Annotated in this window: 13 protein-coding genes; 4 read left to right on the top strand and 9 right to left on the bottom strand. The window is 67.8% G+C overall.

Features of this window, described 5'->3' with window-relative positions; genetic code table 11:
• Nucleotides 1–7: 7 nt before the first annotated feature.
• Nucleotides 8–1,366: an APC family permease gene (locus C1O66_RS23185; protein ID WP_243392935.1), complete on the top strand. Its 1,359-nt coding sequence runs from the start codon at nt 8–10 to the stop codon at nt 1,364–1,366.
• Between the two features lie 39 nt (nt 1,367–1,405).
• Here C1O66_RS23185 and C1O66_RS23180 read toward each other — a convergent pair whose 3' ends face one another.
• Together C1O66_RS23180 and C1O66_RS23175 are read right to left on the bottom strand one after the other, a co-directional pair.
• Nucleotides 1,406–1,903, bottom strand: a complete 498-nt coding sequence (locus C1O66_RS23180; RefSeq protein ID WP_102770347.1) for a DinB family protein — start codon at nt 1,901–1,903, stop codon at nt 1,406–1,408.
• Between the two features lie 166 nt (nt 1,904–2,069).
• The gene (locus tag C1O66_RS23175; protein WP_102770346.1) at nt 2,070–2,540 is read right to left on the bottom strand and encodes a CBS domain-containing protein; all 471 of its coding nucleotides are present in this window, start codon (nt 2,538–2,540) and stop codon (nt 2,070–2,072) included.
• Nucleotides 2,541–2,680: 140 nt separating this feature from the next.
• Here C1O66_RS23175 and C1O66_RS23170 point away from each other — a divergent pair, with 140 nt between their 5' ends.
• Nucleotides 2,681–3,991, top strand: coding sequence for an O-acetylhomoserine aminocarboxypropyltransferase (locus C1O66_RS23170; RefSeq protein WP_102770345.1), 1,311 nt, complete (start codon nt 2,681–2,683; stop codon nt 3,989–3,991).
• A 24-nt stretch (nt 3,992–4,015) separates the two neighbouring features.
• Nucleotides 4,016–4,834 carry an alpha/beta fold hydrolase gene (locus tag C1O66_RS23165; protein ID WP_102770344.1) on the top strand — a complete coding sequence of 273 codons (819 nt, stop codon included), beginning with the start codon at nt 4,016–4,018 and terminating at the stop codon, nt 4,832–4,834.
• Between the two features lie 9 nt (nt 4,835–4,843).
• On the opposite strand, the gene C1O66_RS23160 is transcribed toward C1O66_RS23165, so the two are convergent.
• The 6 genes from C1O66_RS23160 to kbl form a co-directional block, all read right to left on the bottom strand.
• On the bottom strand, nt 4,844–5,509 hold the full coding sequence (locus C1O66_RS23160; RefSeq protein WP_102770460.1) for an ABC transporter ATP-binding protein: 666 nt from the start codon (nt 5,507–5,509) through the stop codon (nt 4,844–4,846).
• 28 nt (nt 5,510–5,537) lie between these two features.
• Entirely contained in the window at nt 5,538–6,812 is a 1,275-nt protein-coding gene (locus C1O66_RS23155) for an ABC transporter permease (RefSeq protein WP_102770343.1), read from the bottom strand.
• 21 nt (nt 6,813–6,833) lie between these two features.
• The gene (locus C1O66_RS23150) at nt 6,834–8,126 is read right to left on the bottom strand and encodes an efflux RND transporter periplasmic adaptor subunit (protein WP_102770342.1); all 1,293 of its coding nucleotides are present in this window, start codon (nt 8,124–8,126) and stop codon (nt 6,834–6,836) included.
• A 20-nt stretch (nt 8,127–8,146) separates the two neighbouring features.
• Nucleotides 8,147–8,935 carry a MipA/OmpV family protein gene (locus C1O66_RS23145; protein ID WP_165794751.1) on the bottom strand — a complete coding sequence of 263 codons (789 nt, stop codon included), beginning with the start codon at nt 8,933–8,935 and terminating at the stop codon, nt 8,147–8,149.
• Nucleotides 8,936–9,158: 223 nt separating this feature from the next.
• The gene (locus C1O66_RS23140; RefSeq protein ID WP_102770340.1) at nt 9,159–10,109 is read right to left on the bottom strand and encodes an NAD-dependent epimerase/dehydratase family protein; all 951 of its coding nucleotides are present in this window, start codon (nt 10,107–10,109) and stop codon (nt 9,159–9,161) included.
• 36 nt (nt 10,110–10,145) lie between these two features.
• Nucleotides 10,146–11,351 carry a glycine C-acetyltransferase gene (gene kbl / locus C1O66_RS23135; RefSeq protein WP_102770339.1) on the bottom strand — a complete coding sequence of 402 codons (1,206 nt, stop codon included), beginning with the start codon at nt 11,349–11,351 and terminating at the stop codon, nt 10,146–10,148.
• Nucleotides 11,352–11,492: 141 nt separating this feature from the next.
• On the opposite strand from kbl, the gene C1O66_RS23130 reads away from it, so the two are divergent.
• A complete protein-coding gene (locus C1O66_RS23130) occupies nt 11,493–12,089 on the top strand; it encodes a helix-turn-helix domain-containing protein (RefSeq protein WP_102770338.1) in 597 nt (198 codons plus the stop codon).
• 6 nt (nt 12,090–12,095) lie between these two features.
• Here the strand turns inward: C1O66_RS23130 and C1O66_RS23125 are convergent, their stop codons facing one another.
• Nucleotides 12,096–13,340, bottom strand: a complete 1,245-nt coding sequence (locus C1O66_RS23125; RefSeq protein ID WP_102770337.1) for a YihY family inner membrane protein — start codon at nt 13,338–13,340, stop codon at nt 12,096–12,098.
• Nucleotide 13,341 lies beyond the last annotated feature (1 nt).

The following is a 13,341-nucleotide window of genomic DNA, read 5'->3' as shown; positions in this document are numbered from 1 at the left end:
GCCAGACTTGGCCGACTTCGGCTACCGGCAGGAACTCAAGCGGGCCCTGGGCTTCAAGGACCTGCTGCGCTACGGCATGGTGGCCATGGTGCCGATCGCGCCCTTCGGCGTGTACGGCTTTGTGGCCGACGCCTCGCAAGGCCTGGTGCCCCTGGCCTATGGCCTTGGGCTGCTGGCCATGGTCTTCACCGCGCTGTGCTATGCGGCCATGGCGCAGGAGTTTCCCGTTGCCGGGTCGGCCTACACCTACACCCAGCGCGGCCTGCACCCACTGGCCGGTTTTCTGGCCGGCTGGCTGCTCCTGCTCGACTACATCCTGGTGCCGGCCCTGCTCTTTGTGGTCAGTGCAAATTCGCTGCAAGCCCTCTGGCCCGCCCTGCCCGCCGGTTGCTGGGTGCTGGCCTTCATCGCCCTGTGCACGGCCATCAATCTGCGAGGTGTCGAGCTGACCGCCCGTGCCAACCGGGTCTTTCTCGCTTTGCAGCTGCTGGTGCTGGCGGTTTTCATGGCGCTGGCCTTGTGGACCCTGCTCGGGCCGGGCGGCACGGGCCTGAGCCTGCGCCCCCTCCAGGGCCCGCAGCTGAACTGGAACTGGGTGGCCGGTGCCGCCGCCATCGCCGCCCTGTCCTTTCTGGGCTTTGATGCCATTTCCACACTCAGCGAGGAGGTCAGATCCGACCCCGCGCGCCCGCGCGACAACCCGATCGGCCGAGCCACGCTCTGGGTGCTGTTCCTGATGGGCAGCTGCTTCATCGCCCAAACCTGGCTGGCGAGCGAACTGGCCCTGGCAGCCGGGCCGGACTTCAAGCCGGCCAGCGCCGACAGCGCCTTTTACGACATCGCCGCACTGGCCGGCGGACGCAGCCTCTTCATCAGCTGCGCGGTGGCCACCGCCCTGGCCTGGGGCGTGGCCAATGCCTTGAGCGCGCAGGCAGCCGTGTCTCGCGTGCTCTACGCCATGGCGCGGGACGGCCAACTGCCCGGCTCACGCTGGCTGGCCCGCGTGCACCCCGAGCGCCAGACGCCGCAGACCAGCACCTGGCTGGTGGCTGCCGTGTCCCTGGCCGTGGCCCTGCTGTTCCTCGAGGACGCTGCCGCCCTGACCAATCTCGTCACCTTTGGCGCGCTCAGTGCCTTTGTGCTGCTGCACCTGGCCGTGATCTGGCACTTCCTGCTGCGCCAGCGCAGCGGCCGCTGGCTGCGCCATGGGCTGGTGCCGGCCCTGGGCCTGGCCGTGCTGCTCTTCATCCTCTACGGGCAGGACCGTGCGGCCATGAAGCTGGGCCTGGCCTGGTTGGGCCTGGGGCTGCTCTGGTGGGCCACACTCGGCCGTGGCCGGCACGGCACGCTGAAGCTGGCGGGCTGACCCCGGTCGGCCGGCACCCGCGCGCGCCTGCCCGCCTGCTCAGGCCTGGCGGCGCTGTGGCTCGCTCAGGTGCAGGAAACGGGTCAGCAGATCGCGCGGCGGCGCGACCGAGATGGCCTTGAGCATCTGGCCCACATTGCCGCGGTGATAAGCGCCGTGGGTGATCAAGTGAAGAAGCATTTCCTCCCGGCTCATGCAGCCGGCGTCGCCATCGGTGAACTGGAAGCGCAAGCGCTCGGCCGCCTGCTCGGGCGAGAGTTCGGCGACATAACGCTCAAACCACGCATCCAGCTCCGCCTGTTCGAACTGCAAGACCTCCAGGCTCGGCGTGTCATCGGTGTTGCTGCGGGTGTAGCCATGCGCCTGCTGGCAGAGATGCGCGTGAAAGATGCGGTCCACCACGTAGATGTGGTTGAGCATGCGCAGCGCGGCATGCAGCGCCTCGGCGTGCTGGCTGGCATCCACGTCCGCCAGCACGGCAAACAGTTCCTGGTTGGCCCAGGACTTCTGGGCAAAGAGTTGCTGCAGGCTTGTCATGGCGGAACGTCCTTCGGCACAACGCCTGGCACCGGTCGGCCGAGGCTGGAAAAACAAAACAGAGAAGGCGGCCGAGCCGCGCTTCTCTGTGGGTGTGAAAGCAGGAGTGAAATTCAGGCCAGCTCAGGCAGCCGAAGGCGCAGCTGGCGTTCAGGCGCCCTGCCGCTCAGAGCTTGGATTCATCCGCCGCCGCCGGGTTGTCTTCCAGCGGCCAGTCGCGGATGTAGGCCTTGAGCATGCGGTTTTCGAAATCCTGGCCATCGACCACAGCCTTGGCCACGTCGTAGAAGGAGATCACGCCCATCAGCGTGCGGCCGTTGAGCACCGGCATGTAGCGGGCGTGGCGGCCCAGCATCATGCGGCGGACTTCGTCGATTTCAGTCTCCGGCGTGCAGGTCAGCGGATGGTCGTCCATGACGCTGCGAACCAGGGAGGTGCCGACCGTGCCGCCATTGCGCACGATGGCCGCGATCACCTCGCGGAAGGTCAGCATGCCGACCAGATCGCCATGCTCCATCACCACCAGGGAGCCGATGTCGCGTTCGGCCATGGCGGTCACGGCCACGGCCAGCAATTCGTCGGGCGTGACGGTGAACAGCGTGCCGCCCTTGACGCGCAAAATGTCGACGACTTTCATGATCAGCTTTCTCCTCGTTGTCACTGCCTGCCACTGCCTAACACAACCTGCTGCACTGTCGGCAAGACCCGGCACCTTGCGCCGCAGGATGCTTGGGAACATAGCACACAATCCGCGCATTCAACACCACGAAAGTCCATATGTCCGGTTACAGCGACCCTGGCTTTGACACCCTGGCCTTGCATGCCGGCGCGGCCCCCGATCCCGCCACCGGCGCGCGCGTCACGCCCCTGCATCTGAGCACCTCCTTCGTGTTCGAGAACAGCGAGCATGCCGCCTCGCTCTTCAATATGGAGCGCGCCGGCCATGTCTACAGCCGCATCTCCAACCCGACCACGGCCGTGTTCGAGGAACGCATGGCCGCGCTGGAAGGCGGAGTCGGCGCCATCGCCACGGCCAGCGGGCAGGCGGCGCTGCACCTGGCCATCTCCACCCTCGCCGCGGCCGGCTCGCACATCGTCGCCTCCAGCGCGCTCTACGGCGGCTCGCACAATCTGCTGCACTACACCTTGTCGCGCTTCGGCATAGAGACCACCTTCGTCAAGCCCGGCGATCTGGAAGGATGGCGCGCCGCCATCCGGCCTGAGACCCGCCTGCTGTTCGGCGAGACCCTGGGCAACCCGGGCATGGACGTGCTGGACATCCCGGCCGTCGCGGCCATCGCCCACGAGGCCGGCCTGCCCCTGCTGGTGGACGCCACCTTGAGCACGCCCTATCTGCAGCGGCCCATCGCCCAGGGCGCCGATCTGGTCATGCATTCGGCCACCAAATTCCTGTCCGGCCACGGCACCGTGGTCGGTGGCGTGCTGGTGGACAGCGGCCGCTTCGACTGGCAGGCCGCGTTCGAGCGCAGCGGCGGCCGCCGCTTTGCGGAGCTCTGCGAGCCCTATGCCGGATTCCACGGCATGGTGTTCAGCGAGGAGAGCAGCACCGGCGCCTTCCTGCTGCGCGCGCGCCGCGAGGGCCTGCGCGACTTCGGTGCCTGCATGAGCCCGCACACCGCCTGGCTGATTCTGCAAGGCATCGAGACCCTGTCCCTGCGCATGGAGCGCCATGTGCGGAACGCCGGCCGCGTGGCCGAGTTTCTGTCCACCCAGCCCCAGGTCAGCCGCGTCGGCTACCCCGGCCTGGCCAGCCATGCCGATCATGGCCTGGCCCAGCAGCTGCTGCCGCGCGGCTGCGGCTCGGTCTTCAGCTTCGATCTGCAAGGCAGCCGCGAGCAAGGCCGGCGCTTCATCGAAGCGCTCAAAATCTTCTCCCACCTGGCCAATGTCGGCGACTGCCGCTCGCTGGTGATCCACCCGGCCAGCACCACCCATTTCCGCATGGACGATGCGGCCCTGGCCCAGGCCGGCATCACGCCCGGCACCATCCGCCTGTCCATCGGCCTGGAAGACGCCGAGGACCTGATCGCCGACTTGAAGCGCGCGCTCAAGATCGCAGCCCGCTGAAGCGAAGCCACCGAGACCCCCACCATGCTCTTCAACGTCCACGAACAGCCCAGCTACGCCTACACCGGCGGCAAGCCCTTCGACCCCACCCTGCCCTGCGTGGTCTTCATCCACGGTGCCCTCAACGACCACAGCGTCTGGACCCTGCTAGCGCGCTGGTGCGCCCACCACGGCCATGCGGTGCTGGCCGTCGACCTGCCCGGCCATGGCCGCAACCGCGCGCAAGCACCGCTGGCCGATGTGCCGGCCATGGCCGAATGGTTGCTGGCCTTGATGCAGGCGGCAGGCCTGAGCCGGCCCGCCGCCCTGGTCGGCCACAGCATGGGCTCGCTGATCGCGCTGGAAGCCGCCGCGCGCGCGCCCGAGCAGGTCAGCCGCCTGGTGCTGGTGGGCACGGCCTACCCGATGAAGGTCTCGCCCGCCCTGCTGGAAACCGCCCGCACGGCGCCCGAGCAGGCCATCGCCATGGTCAACACCTTCTCCTTCGCCACTTGGGCCAGCAAACCTGGCTACCCAGGCCCCGGCAGCTGGCTGCAAGGGGCCGAGCTGGCGCTCAAGAGCCGCATCCAGAACGGGCAGACCGCGCTCAATCTCTTCGAGCACGACTTCCGCGTCTGCGACAGCTATGCCGGCGGTTTGGAGGCTGCGGCCCGGGTGCGCTGCCCGGCGCATTTCATCCTCGGCGAGCAGGACCAGATGACGGCGCCCAAGCAGGCGCAAGCCCTGATCGAAGCGCTGAAAACCCAGGTGCCCACGGCCGTGCACACACTGCCCGCCGGCCATTCGATGATGGCCGAGGCGCCCGACGCGATGCTGGCAGCCCTGCGCCAGGCGCTGCGCTGAAGCCGCGGCTCAGCCGCGCTGGATCATGCCGTCCACCACCAGGATGGTGCGGTCGCAGCGCTGGGCCAGCTCGGGGTTGTGGGTCACGAAGAGCACGGCCGTGCCCTGCTCACGGTTGACCCGGCGCAGCAGCTCGAACACCGCGTCGGCGCTCTTGGTGTCGAGGTTGCCGGTGGGCTCGTCGGCCAGCAGCAAGGCCGGCTTCATGGCCAGGGCCCGGGCCACGGCCACGCGCTGCTGCTGGCCGCCGCTGAGCTTGTTGGCCAGGTTGTCGCGCCAGGGCGTGAGCCCGACCTGATCGATCAGCTCGGCCGCCCGCGCTGCCATGGCCGCATCGGGGCGGCCCTTGGCACCGAGCAGGGGCAGCATCACGTTTTCCAGCGCGGTGAAGGCGCTGATCAGGTGGTGGTACTGGAAGACAAAGCCGATGTTGTGGCCGCGCAGCCGGGTCAGCGCATGGTCGTCCAGGCCCACGGTGTTCTCGCCGCAGATGCTCAGCTCGCCGCTGCTGGGCCGGTCCAGCAGGCCGACGATATTGAGCAGCGTGCTCTTGCCCGAGCCGCTGGGGCCCATGACGGCGCAGAACTCGCCGCGGCTCAAGTCCAGATCAATGCCGTGCAAGACCTCGCTGGCGAATGGCGTGCCCGGGTTGAAGACCTTGCGCACGCTGCGCATGGTCACCACAGCGCTGCGATCGGCGCCCTCAGCCACGGATGGCCACCACGGGATCAAGCCGTGCCGCACGCAGGGCCGGCGCAAACGCAGACAGCAAACCGGTGATGCTGGCCAAAAGCAAGGCCAGGGCAAACAGCTGCGGGTCCAGGCTGAGCGCGAACAGCGGCGTGCCGTCGGCATTGCGCGCAAAGCGCTGCCAGGCCAGCAAGGCCGCCGCGCCGATGGCGCAGCCGATCAGCGCGCCGCCCAAGCCCAGCAAACCACCTTGCAACAAAAAGACCCGCAGAATCTGCCCGCGCGAAATGCCCATGGCGCGCAAGATGCCGATCTCACGCGACTTTTGCACCACCACGACCACCAGCACGCTGGCAATGCCGAAGGCGACCGAGAGGCCGACGAAAAACCGAATCGCTGTATTGGCCGTCGACTGAGCACTGATGGCCGAGAAGAACTGAGCGCTGGCCTTGATCCAGCTGTCCGCCTGCACGCCGGTTTCCGCAGCAATGCGCTGAGCCATGCGCTCGGCGGCATAGACATCTTCGACCGTCACATCGAGGCTGCTGACGCCGCCGGGCAGGCCCAGCAAGCTTTGCGCCGTGCGCAGCGGCACATAGGTGCTGCGTTCATTGGCCCCCTTGTTGCCGAGGTCAAAGATGCCGGCGATCTTGAAGGTGCTGAGGCTGGGTGCGGCGCCGGGATTGGCCGCATTGCTGGTGCTCAGGCGCAACTTGTCGCCGACATCGAGGCCCAGGTCGGCGGCCAGCTCGCTGCCAATCAGGATGTCACCGCTGCCCAGCTGGGCGCTGCCGCGCAAGAGCTTGTCGCCAAGATCGACGATGCGGTAATACAGCGCCGGCTCGATGCCGGTGAGCGACACCGCGCGGCTGGCACTGCCGCGCAGCACCAGGGCCGAGCCGCTGACCTGGGGGCTGACCACCCGCACGCCCGGCATGGCCTGCACCTGCCGTGCCACGGCCTGCCACTGGTCGATGGACTTGAGCCGCTGCAGCGGCGGCTGGACGATGGCACCGACCACGGCGCCGGGCTGGCCCTCAGGCCCCAGCTCACGCTCGCCGCGCAGCTCGCGCGTGTGCTGCTGCGGCGGCAGCAGTTGGATGTGGGCCTGGGCCGAGAGCACGCGGCGGATGAAGTTGCCCTGCAAACCGGCCAGCAGGGCCGACATGAAGACAATCACGCCCACACCGATGGCCACGCCGGTCATGATGAAGAGGGTCTGCAGCCGCCCTTCACGCAGAAAGCGCAGGGCCACGATCCACTCAAAGGGTTGCCAGGACTTGAGCATGGTCAGGTGTCAGCGCCTGTTTCAGCGACTGGCGGGCAAGGACCTTGGTGCGGCTGCTGTCGGCTTGGCGAACACTGGCCGCACAGGGTCGCCCGCTTTCAGACCCGCAGCATCCGCAGCCGCAGCCTGCAGCACCACGTCGCCTTCAGCCAAACCACCCAGCACCTCGACCCAGCCGCCGCTGCGCAGGCCCAGCTCAATCTCGCGCCGCTGCAGCCCCTGCTGGGCATCGACGCGCCAGACCCAGGGTTTCTGGCCCGACGCCTCATGCACCTGCGCCAGGCCCAGCAGCAGGGCGCGCTGGCGCCTGCCGACCTCGATGTCGGCCGAGACCGTCATGTCCTGGCGCAGATAGACCGGTGGCGCATCGACCGCCAGGCGCACCTCGACCGCGCCGGTCTGGGCATTGATGCCCGGGTTGATATAAGCCACGCGCGCGGCAAAGCGCTGCTCGGGGTAGGCATCGGCCGAGGCCAGGGCCGGCTGGCCCAGCTGCAGCAGGCGCAGATTCTTCTCGTCGATGGACAGCACCAGCTCGGTCCGGCCCTGGGGCGAGAGCGTCATCAGCAAACGCCCGGCCTGCACCACATCACCGACCTCGACATTGCGGGCGATCAGGGTGCCGGCCACCGGCGCCTGGATGCGGGTGTAGCGGGCCCGCGCCCGGGCCAGGTCGGCGGCGGCCTCGGCCTGGCTCAGGGCGGCGCGGGCCAGGGCCAGCTCGCTGCCAGCCGGCTGCAGGCTGCGGGTCTGGGCCTGACTGACACGCGCCTGGGCTTCGGCCAGGCTCAGGCTCTTGCGGGCCTCATCGAGGGCGGCCGCACCGATGAATCCTTGTTGATGGAGCTGCTCGCTGCGCTGCAGCTGGGCACGCGCCAGATCGAGCGTGGCTTGCGCCTGGCGCAGCTGCTGCTCGCTGACCGGCAGCTGCACCTCACCCAGGCGGCGCAAGTTCAGCTGCGCCTGCTGCAAGGCCGCCTCGGCCTGGCGCTGCGCGGCCTTCAGCTCACTGGCCTCCAGGGCCACCAGCAGCTGGCCTTGCGCCACAGCCTGCCCCTGCGCCACCGGCACTTCGCTGACCGTGCCGGTGATCTGCGCCGCCAGGTCCACCCGGTGCGGCGCCTCCACGCGAGCACTGGCCACCACGGTCTGCACAAAATCGCGCCGCTGCAGCTGCTCCGCCGGCAGAGCCTTGCCCCTTTGGCTGTGCCAAAGACCCAGAGCCACCGCAATCAGCAACAAGCCCAAGACCCAGAGGGCCCAGCGCGGCAGGAAATGGCGTCCGGCCTTGGCAGCGGCAACAGGTGTATCCATGATGGGAGCGAGTGGGGAACTCAGTTGCGGTAGGCCAGGCCCAGACTCCAGTTGAAGGAGCCCGACTTCTGGTTGAGAGGGCTGTCAGCGGCCGTCCCCAGCAGGCGGCCGGTGCCCAGGCTGCTGAAGCAGACCCAATGCTTGCTGATCGAACGCGTGTAACTGAGGCCCAGGCCAGCGTCGCGCAAGCCCGAGCCCGGGCTATAGCTGCGACCCAGGCGCTCCGCCGCCGGCCCTTCAGGAACACCGAAGTAGCTTTGCATATAGCGGCCATTGCCGCCCGACACGCCGATGCCAACACTGAGCTCGCCACCGGCCGAACGGTAGAGTTGCTTGCGCAGATCGGTACTCCAGACAAGGCCGCCATCACGCCCCGCCAGGTCCTGGCTCAAGCTGCCGCCAAGCTGCCAGCCGGGGGCCAGGTTGTAGCTGACGTAGACCCGTCCACGCAGGGTGCGCTTCACATCGGGCAGCCCCTGGGTGCTCTCACTGTCGCGGCTGTCTCGGCCGCTGTCGATACGCAGGCCAAATCCGAGGCTGAAGTTCTCGTTGCGGAACAGCTCGCGGCTGGCACCAGCACCGCCGTCCACGGTTTCGCGGCCGAAACCCATCAATCCCGAAGAGCCCGAGGTGGCAATGCGCCAGCGCCCCCAACGCAAAGCCCAGAGCGGTTTGATATCCCCACCGTTCTGCCGGGCGCCAAAATACTCCGGTCCGTAGCGGTAGGACATACCGAGCAGGTAACGCATATCGCCCGCGGCATCACCCTCGCGCACGGCCTGCGCCTGGCACAAGCCAGGCACAGCCATTGCCACAAACAGCAGCGCAGCGACCCGTGGCCGGGCGGGCAAGGCGGAATTCGACGCGGGACCTGAGCGAAAGCATCGCAGCACAAGCCGCGGCAGGAGTGAGGGGCGGAGGGAGGCGGAATTCAGCAGCATCAGCACAGCTTAGCAGCGCTGCGCTTCATTTGTCGGCGCGCTGCGATGCCGCCGACTCAGATCCAGTCCGGCGCCAGACCCAGCACGCGAGTCAGAGGCCCAGCATGGGACGCAGCTGGGTCAGCATATCGGTGGCCATGGCCTTCAGGTCGTACTCGAGTTTCCACCCCCAGTCCGCCACGGCGGCGCTGTCGTCGATGCGCTGCGGCCAACTGGCGGCGATGGCCTGGCGAAAGTCTGGCGCGTAGTCGATCTGGAAGCCCGGCACCTGGCGGGCGATCTCGGCGGCGATCTCGGCCGGGGTGAAGCTGACGCCGGCCAGGTTGTAGCTGCCGCGCTGCTTGATGGCTTCGGCCGGCGCTTCCATCAGCTCGATGGTGGCGCGCAGGGCGTCGGGCATGTACATCATGGGCAAGGCCTGACCCTCTTCCAGGAAGCAGGTGTAGCGGCCGGTCTTGAGCGCCGAGTGGAAGATGTCCACGGCGTAATCGGTGGTGCCACCGCCCGGGGGCGTCTTGTAGCTGATCAGGCCGGGGTAGCGCAGGCTGCGCACGTCGACGCCATGCTTCTCGAAGTACCACTGGCACCAGCGCTCGCCGGCCAGCTTGGAGATGCCGTAGACCGTGGTCGGGTCCATGACCGTGGTTTGGGGCGTGTCCAGGGCCGGTGTGTTGGGGCCAAAGGCTGCGATCGAGCTGGGCCAGAAAATGCGGTCCAGCTTCTGGGTGCGGGCCAGCTCCAGCACATTGAGCAGGCCCTTCATGTTCAGGTCCCAAGCCCACATCGGGTGCTTCTCGCCGGTGGCGGACAGCGCGGCCGCCAGCAGATAGATCTGGGTGATGCTGTGGCGCTTGACGACGGCGGCGATGGCCGCTGCGTCGGTGGCGTCCAGCATCTCGTGCGTCAGGGCCGGCACGCGGCCTTCAGGCGCCAGGTCGCTGGTGATGACCATGTCGTTGCCGTGGCGCAAGGCCAGGGCCTGGGCCAGTTCGGTGCCGATCTGGCCGTTGGCGCCGATGATGAGAATCTTGGGGGTGCTCATGGGTCTGAGTGCAGTTCGGGGAGGGGCTTCAGAAAATCAGGCCTTGATCAGGCCCAGCTCGCGGCCGGCCTGGGCAAAGGCGGCGACGGCGCGCTCCAGCTGCTCGCGCTCATGGCCGGCCGAGACCTGCACGCGGATGCGCGCCTGGCCCTTGGGCACCACGGGGAAGAAGAAGCCGACGGCATAAACGCCCAGCTCGAGGATGCGGGCACTGAGTTTTTGCGCCATCACCGCGTCGTAGACCATGATGGGCACGATGGGGTGGGTGCCGGGCTTGATCTCGAAGCCGGCGGCTTGGATGGCCTCGCGGAAGTAGGTGGTGTTGGCCTCCAGCTTGTCGCGCAGGGCGGTGGAGCCCTCCAGCAGGTCGAGCACGGCGATGGACGCGCCGACGATGCTGGGCGCCACGGTGTTGGAGAACAGATAGGGGCGCGAGCGCTGGCGCAGCAGCTCGATCACTTCCTTGCGGCCCGAGGTGAAGCCGCCCGAGGCGCCGCCCAGGGCCTTGCCCAGGGTGCCGGTGATGATGTCGATCTTGCCAAACACACCGCGGTATTCATGCGTGCCGCGGCCGGTCTGACCCAGGAAGCCGCTGGCATGGCATTCGTCGATGCCCAGCAGCGCACCGTATTGGTCGCACAGGGCGCGGATCTTGTCCAGCTGGGCGATGGTGCCGTCCATGGAGAACACGCCGTCGGTGAAGACCAGGGTGTGGCGGGCGCCGGCGGCCTTGGCGGCCTCCAGCTGGGCTTGCAGATCGGCCAGATCGTTGTGCTTGTAGCGGAAGCGCTTGGCCTTGCACAGGCGGATGCCGTCGATGATGGAGGCGTGGTTCAGCTCGTCGCTGATGATGGCGTCTTGCTCACCGAGCAGGGGCTCGAACAGGCCGCCGTTGGCATCGAAGGCCGCCGCGTAGAGGATGGTGTCCTCGGTGCCCAGGAACTTGGCCAGGCGCTGTTCCAGGGTCTTGTGCAGGTCTTGCGTGCCGCAGATGAAGCGCACCGAAGACAGGCCGTAGCCGTGGCTGCGCAGGGCTTCGTGCGCGGCTTCGATCACCGCCGGGTGCGAGGACAGACCCAGGTAGTTGTTGGCGCAGAGGTTGATGACTTCGCGGCCATCGTTGGTGTGCACCAGCGAGCCTTGCGGGCCAGTGATGACGCGCTCGTTCTTGTAGAGACCGGCCTCGCGGATGCCCGCCAGTTCATTGCGAATATGGGCGTAGAAGTCTTCGCTGCTGGCCATGAGGGTCTCCTGGGTGTGGCTTGACGTTGCGCGCGGCGGCTCACCCCACTGGGCTTGATGCACAATCCGCTAAATTGAACATAGTTCGATATATCGAACTGTCGTGCAGTATCTGGGATTTCCTTTTTGGGGTCAAGCGTCATGTCCGTGCCGAGTTTGGATCATCTGGAGCCGCCCAAGGTCGGCGCCACCCTGCAAGCCCTGAGGCAAAGCCAGGGCTTGTCGCTGGACGAGCTGTCGCGCCGCGCCGGGGTGAGCAAATCCATGCTGTCCCAGATCGAGCGCAACCAGGCCAACCCCACGGTGGCCGTGGTCTGGCGCCTGGCCAATGCGCTGCGGGTGGAGCTGTCCGAGCTGCTCGGCGGCGAGCGCGCCGCAGCGCCGGCGATTGAAACCGTGGCCGCCCACGCCACGCCGGGCATGAGCAGCCCCGACGGCCTGTGCCAGCTGCGCATCCTCGGCCCCATCGACCTGGCCGGGCAGTTCGAGTGGTATCAGCTGACGGTTCAGCCCGGCGGCGCTTTGGAATCGGCCGCGCACGAGCCTGGCTCGCGCGAGCACCTGAGCGTGCTCAGCGGCAGCCTGCGCGTGGAAGCCGGTGGCAGCAGCCGGACCTTGAGCGCCGGCGAAACCGCGCGTTATGCCGTCGACGGACCGCATGCCATCCGCCACCTTGCGGCGCTGGGCGATGCGCAGTCCGAGCCGGCCGTGGCCCTGCTCGTGGTGCTGCACCCCTGAGGGCGATCAGGCCGGCTGTGCGTCCAGCAGTTCGGCCAGGCTGACACGCTCCCAGCCGCTGCGCGCCCACAGCGGCGCCAGCCCCGGCGTGCGTTCGGCCAGCGTGGCTTGCAGCAAGGCCTGGGCCAGGGTTTCCTGCGGCAAACACAGAAGCACCAGGCGCTGCGCTCCCTCCTCTTCCAGCCGGCCCAGCCAGTCCAGGTCCAGCAACTGATCGAGCACCGGCTCCAGCTGCAGCGGGTCCACCCGCAGGCGGCGGGCCAGCATCAAGCTGGTCAGCCCGCCCTCGCCGCGCGCCTGGCTGTCGCGCAACTCACGCAAGACGCCCAGCGAGAGCTCCAGGCTCAGGCCCGGCGTCTCGGGCCGGCGCAGCATGCCGCTGCTGAGGCTGGGCGCATTGGCCGCCAGCAAGGCGCCCAGCAGCACGATCACCCAACCGAGATAGAGCCAGACCAGAAAAATGGGCACGGTGGCGAACGCGCCGTAAAGCGTAGAGAAGGTCGGCACCTGTTTCACGTACCAAGCGAGGCCGGCCTTGGCCAGATTGAAACCCACGGTGACGAAGACGCCGCCCAGCAGCGCATGGCGCCAGCGCACATCGGTGTTGGGCACATAGTGGAACAAGGACGCCACGCCGAAGGACAGAAACAAGAATTGCGCCGTGCTGAACAGCAGGGACAGGGACACCGGCAGGGTGCTGACCAGCTCATGGCCGGTGGTGATGGCATAGCTGGTCAAGGCCAGGCTGCCGCCCAGCAGGATGGGGCCCAGGGTGACGGCCGCCCAGTACACCAGCACCCGCTGGGCAATCGGCCGCGGGCGCTTGACGCGCCAGATCTGATTCAAGGTGCGGTCGATGGTCAGCATCAAGGCCAGGGCCGAAAGGCCCAGGGCCACCAGACCCACGGTACCGAGGCGGCTGGCCTTGGACGCAAACTGGGTCAGCGCGCCCAGCACAGGCCGGGCGATGGTGTCGGGGATCAGGCTCTTCAGGAAGTACTTTTCCAGCGCCACCTGGAAGGACGCAAACATCGGGAAGGCCGTGAACAAGGCCAGCATCACGGTGAGCAGCGGCACCAGGGAGATCAGCGTGGTGAAGGTCAGGCTGCCGGCGGTCAGGCCCAGGCGCCCTTCCCGAAAGCGCTCGCGCAGGCTGTGAACGGTCAGGCGCCAGGGCCAGTTTTGCAGGGAGACAAGAAACTGATCCAGCGTCGGCCTTTGGATCAGGGGGTCAGAACTCGGTTTTCGCATG

This window comes from Paucibacter aquatile, from assembly GCF_002885975.1.
Lineage (GTDB): Bacteria > Pseudomonadota > Gammaproteobacteria > Burkholderiales > Burkholderiaceae_C > Paucibacter_A > Paucibacter_A aquatilis.
The sequence above is the reverse complement of the archived record's forward strand: the minus strand, read 5'-3'. Positions and strand labels throughout refer to the sequence as shown.

Bases quoted from the DNA above. Each gene is read 5' to 3' on its own strand.
- C1O66_RS23180 (WP_102770347.1), bottom strand. From the start codon at position 1,903: ATGACAAGCCTGCAGCAACTCTTTGCCCAGAAGTCCTGGGCCAACCAG.
- C1O66_RS23175 (WP_102770346.1), bottom strand. From the start codon at position 2,540: ATGAAAGTCGTCGACATTTTGCGCGTCAAGGGCGGCACGCTGTTCACC.
- C1O66_RS23170 (WP_102770345.1), top strand. From the start codon at position 2,681: ATGTCCGGTTACAGCGACCCTGGCTTTGACACCCTGGCCTTGCATGCC.
- C1O66_RS23165 (WP_102770344.1), top strand. From the start codon at position 4,016: ATGCTCTTCAACGTCCACGAACAGCCCAGCTACGCCTACACCGGCGGC.
- C1O66_RS23160 (WP_102770460.1), bottom strand. From the start codon at position 5,509: ATGCGCAGCGTGCGCAAGGTCTTCAACCCGGGCACGCCATTCGCCAGC.
- C1O66_RS23155 (WP_102770343.1), bottom strand. From the start codon at position 6,812: ATGCTCAAGTCCTGGCAACCCTTTGAGTGGATCGTGGCCCTGCGCTTT.
- C1O66_RS23150 (WP_102770342.1), bottom strand. From the start codon at position 8,126: ATGGATACACCTGTTGCCGCTGCCAAGGCCGGACGCCATTTCCTGCCG.
- C1O66_RS23145 (WP_165794751.1), bottom strand. From the start codon at position 8,935: ATGGCTGTGCCTGGCTTGTGCCAGGCGCAGGCCGTGCGCGAGGGTGAT.
- C1O66_RS23140 (WP_102770340.1), bottom strand. From the start codon at position 10,109: ATGAGCACCCCCAAGATTCTCATCATCGGCGCCAACGGCCAGATCGGC.
- kbl (WP_102770339.1), bottom strand. From the start codon at position 11,351: ATGGCCAGCAGCGAAGACTTCTACGCCCATATTCGCAATGAACTGGCG.
- C1O66_RS23130 (WP_102770338.1), top strand. From the start codon at position 11,493: ATGTCCGTGCCGAGTTTGGATCATCTGGAGCCGCCCAAGGTCGGCGCC.
- C1O66_RS23125 (WP_102770337.1), bottom strand. From the start codon at position 13,340: ATGCGAAAACCGAGTTCTGACCCCCTGATCCAAAGGCCGACGCTGGAT.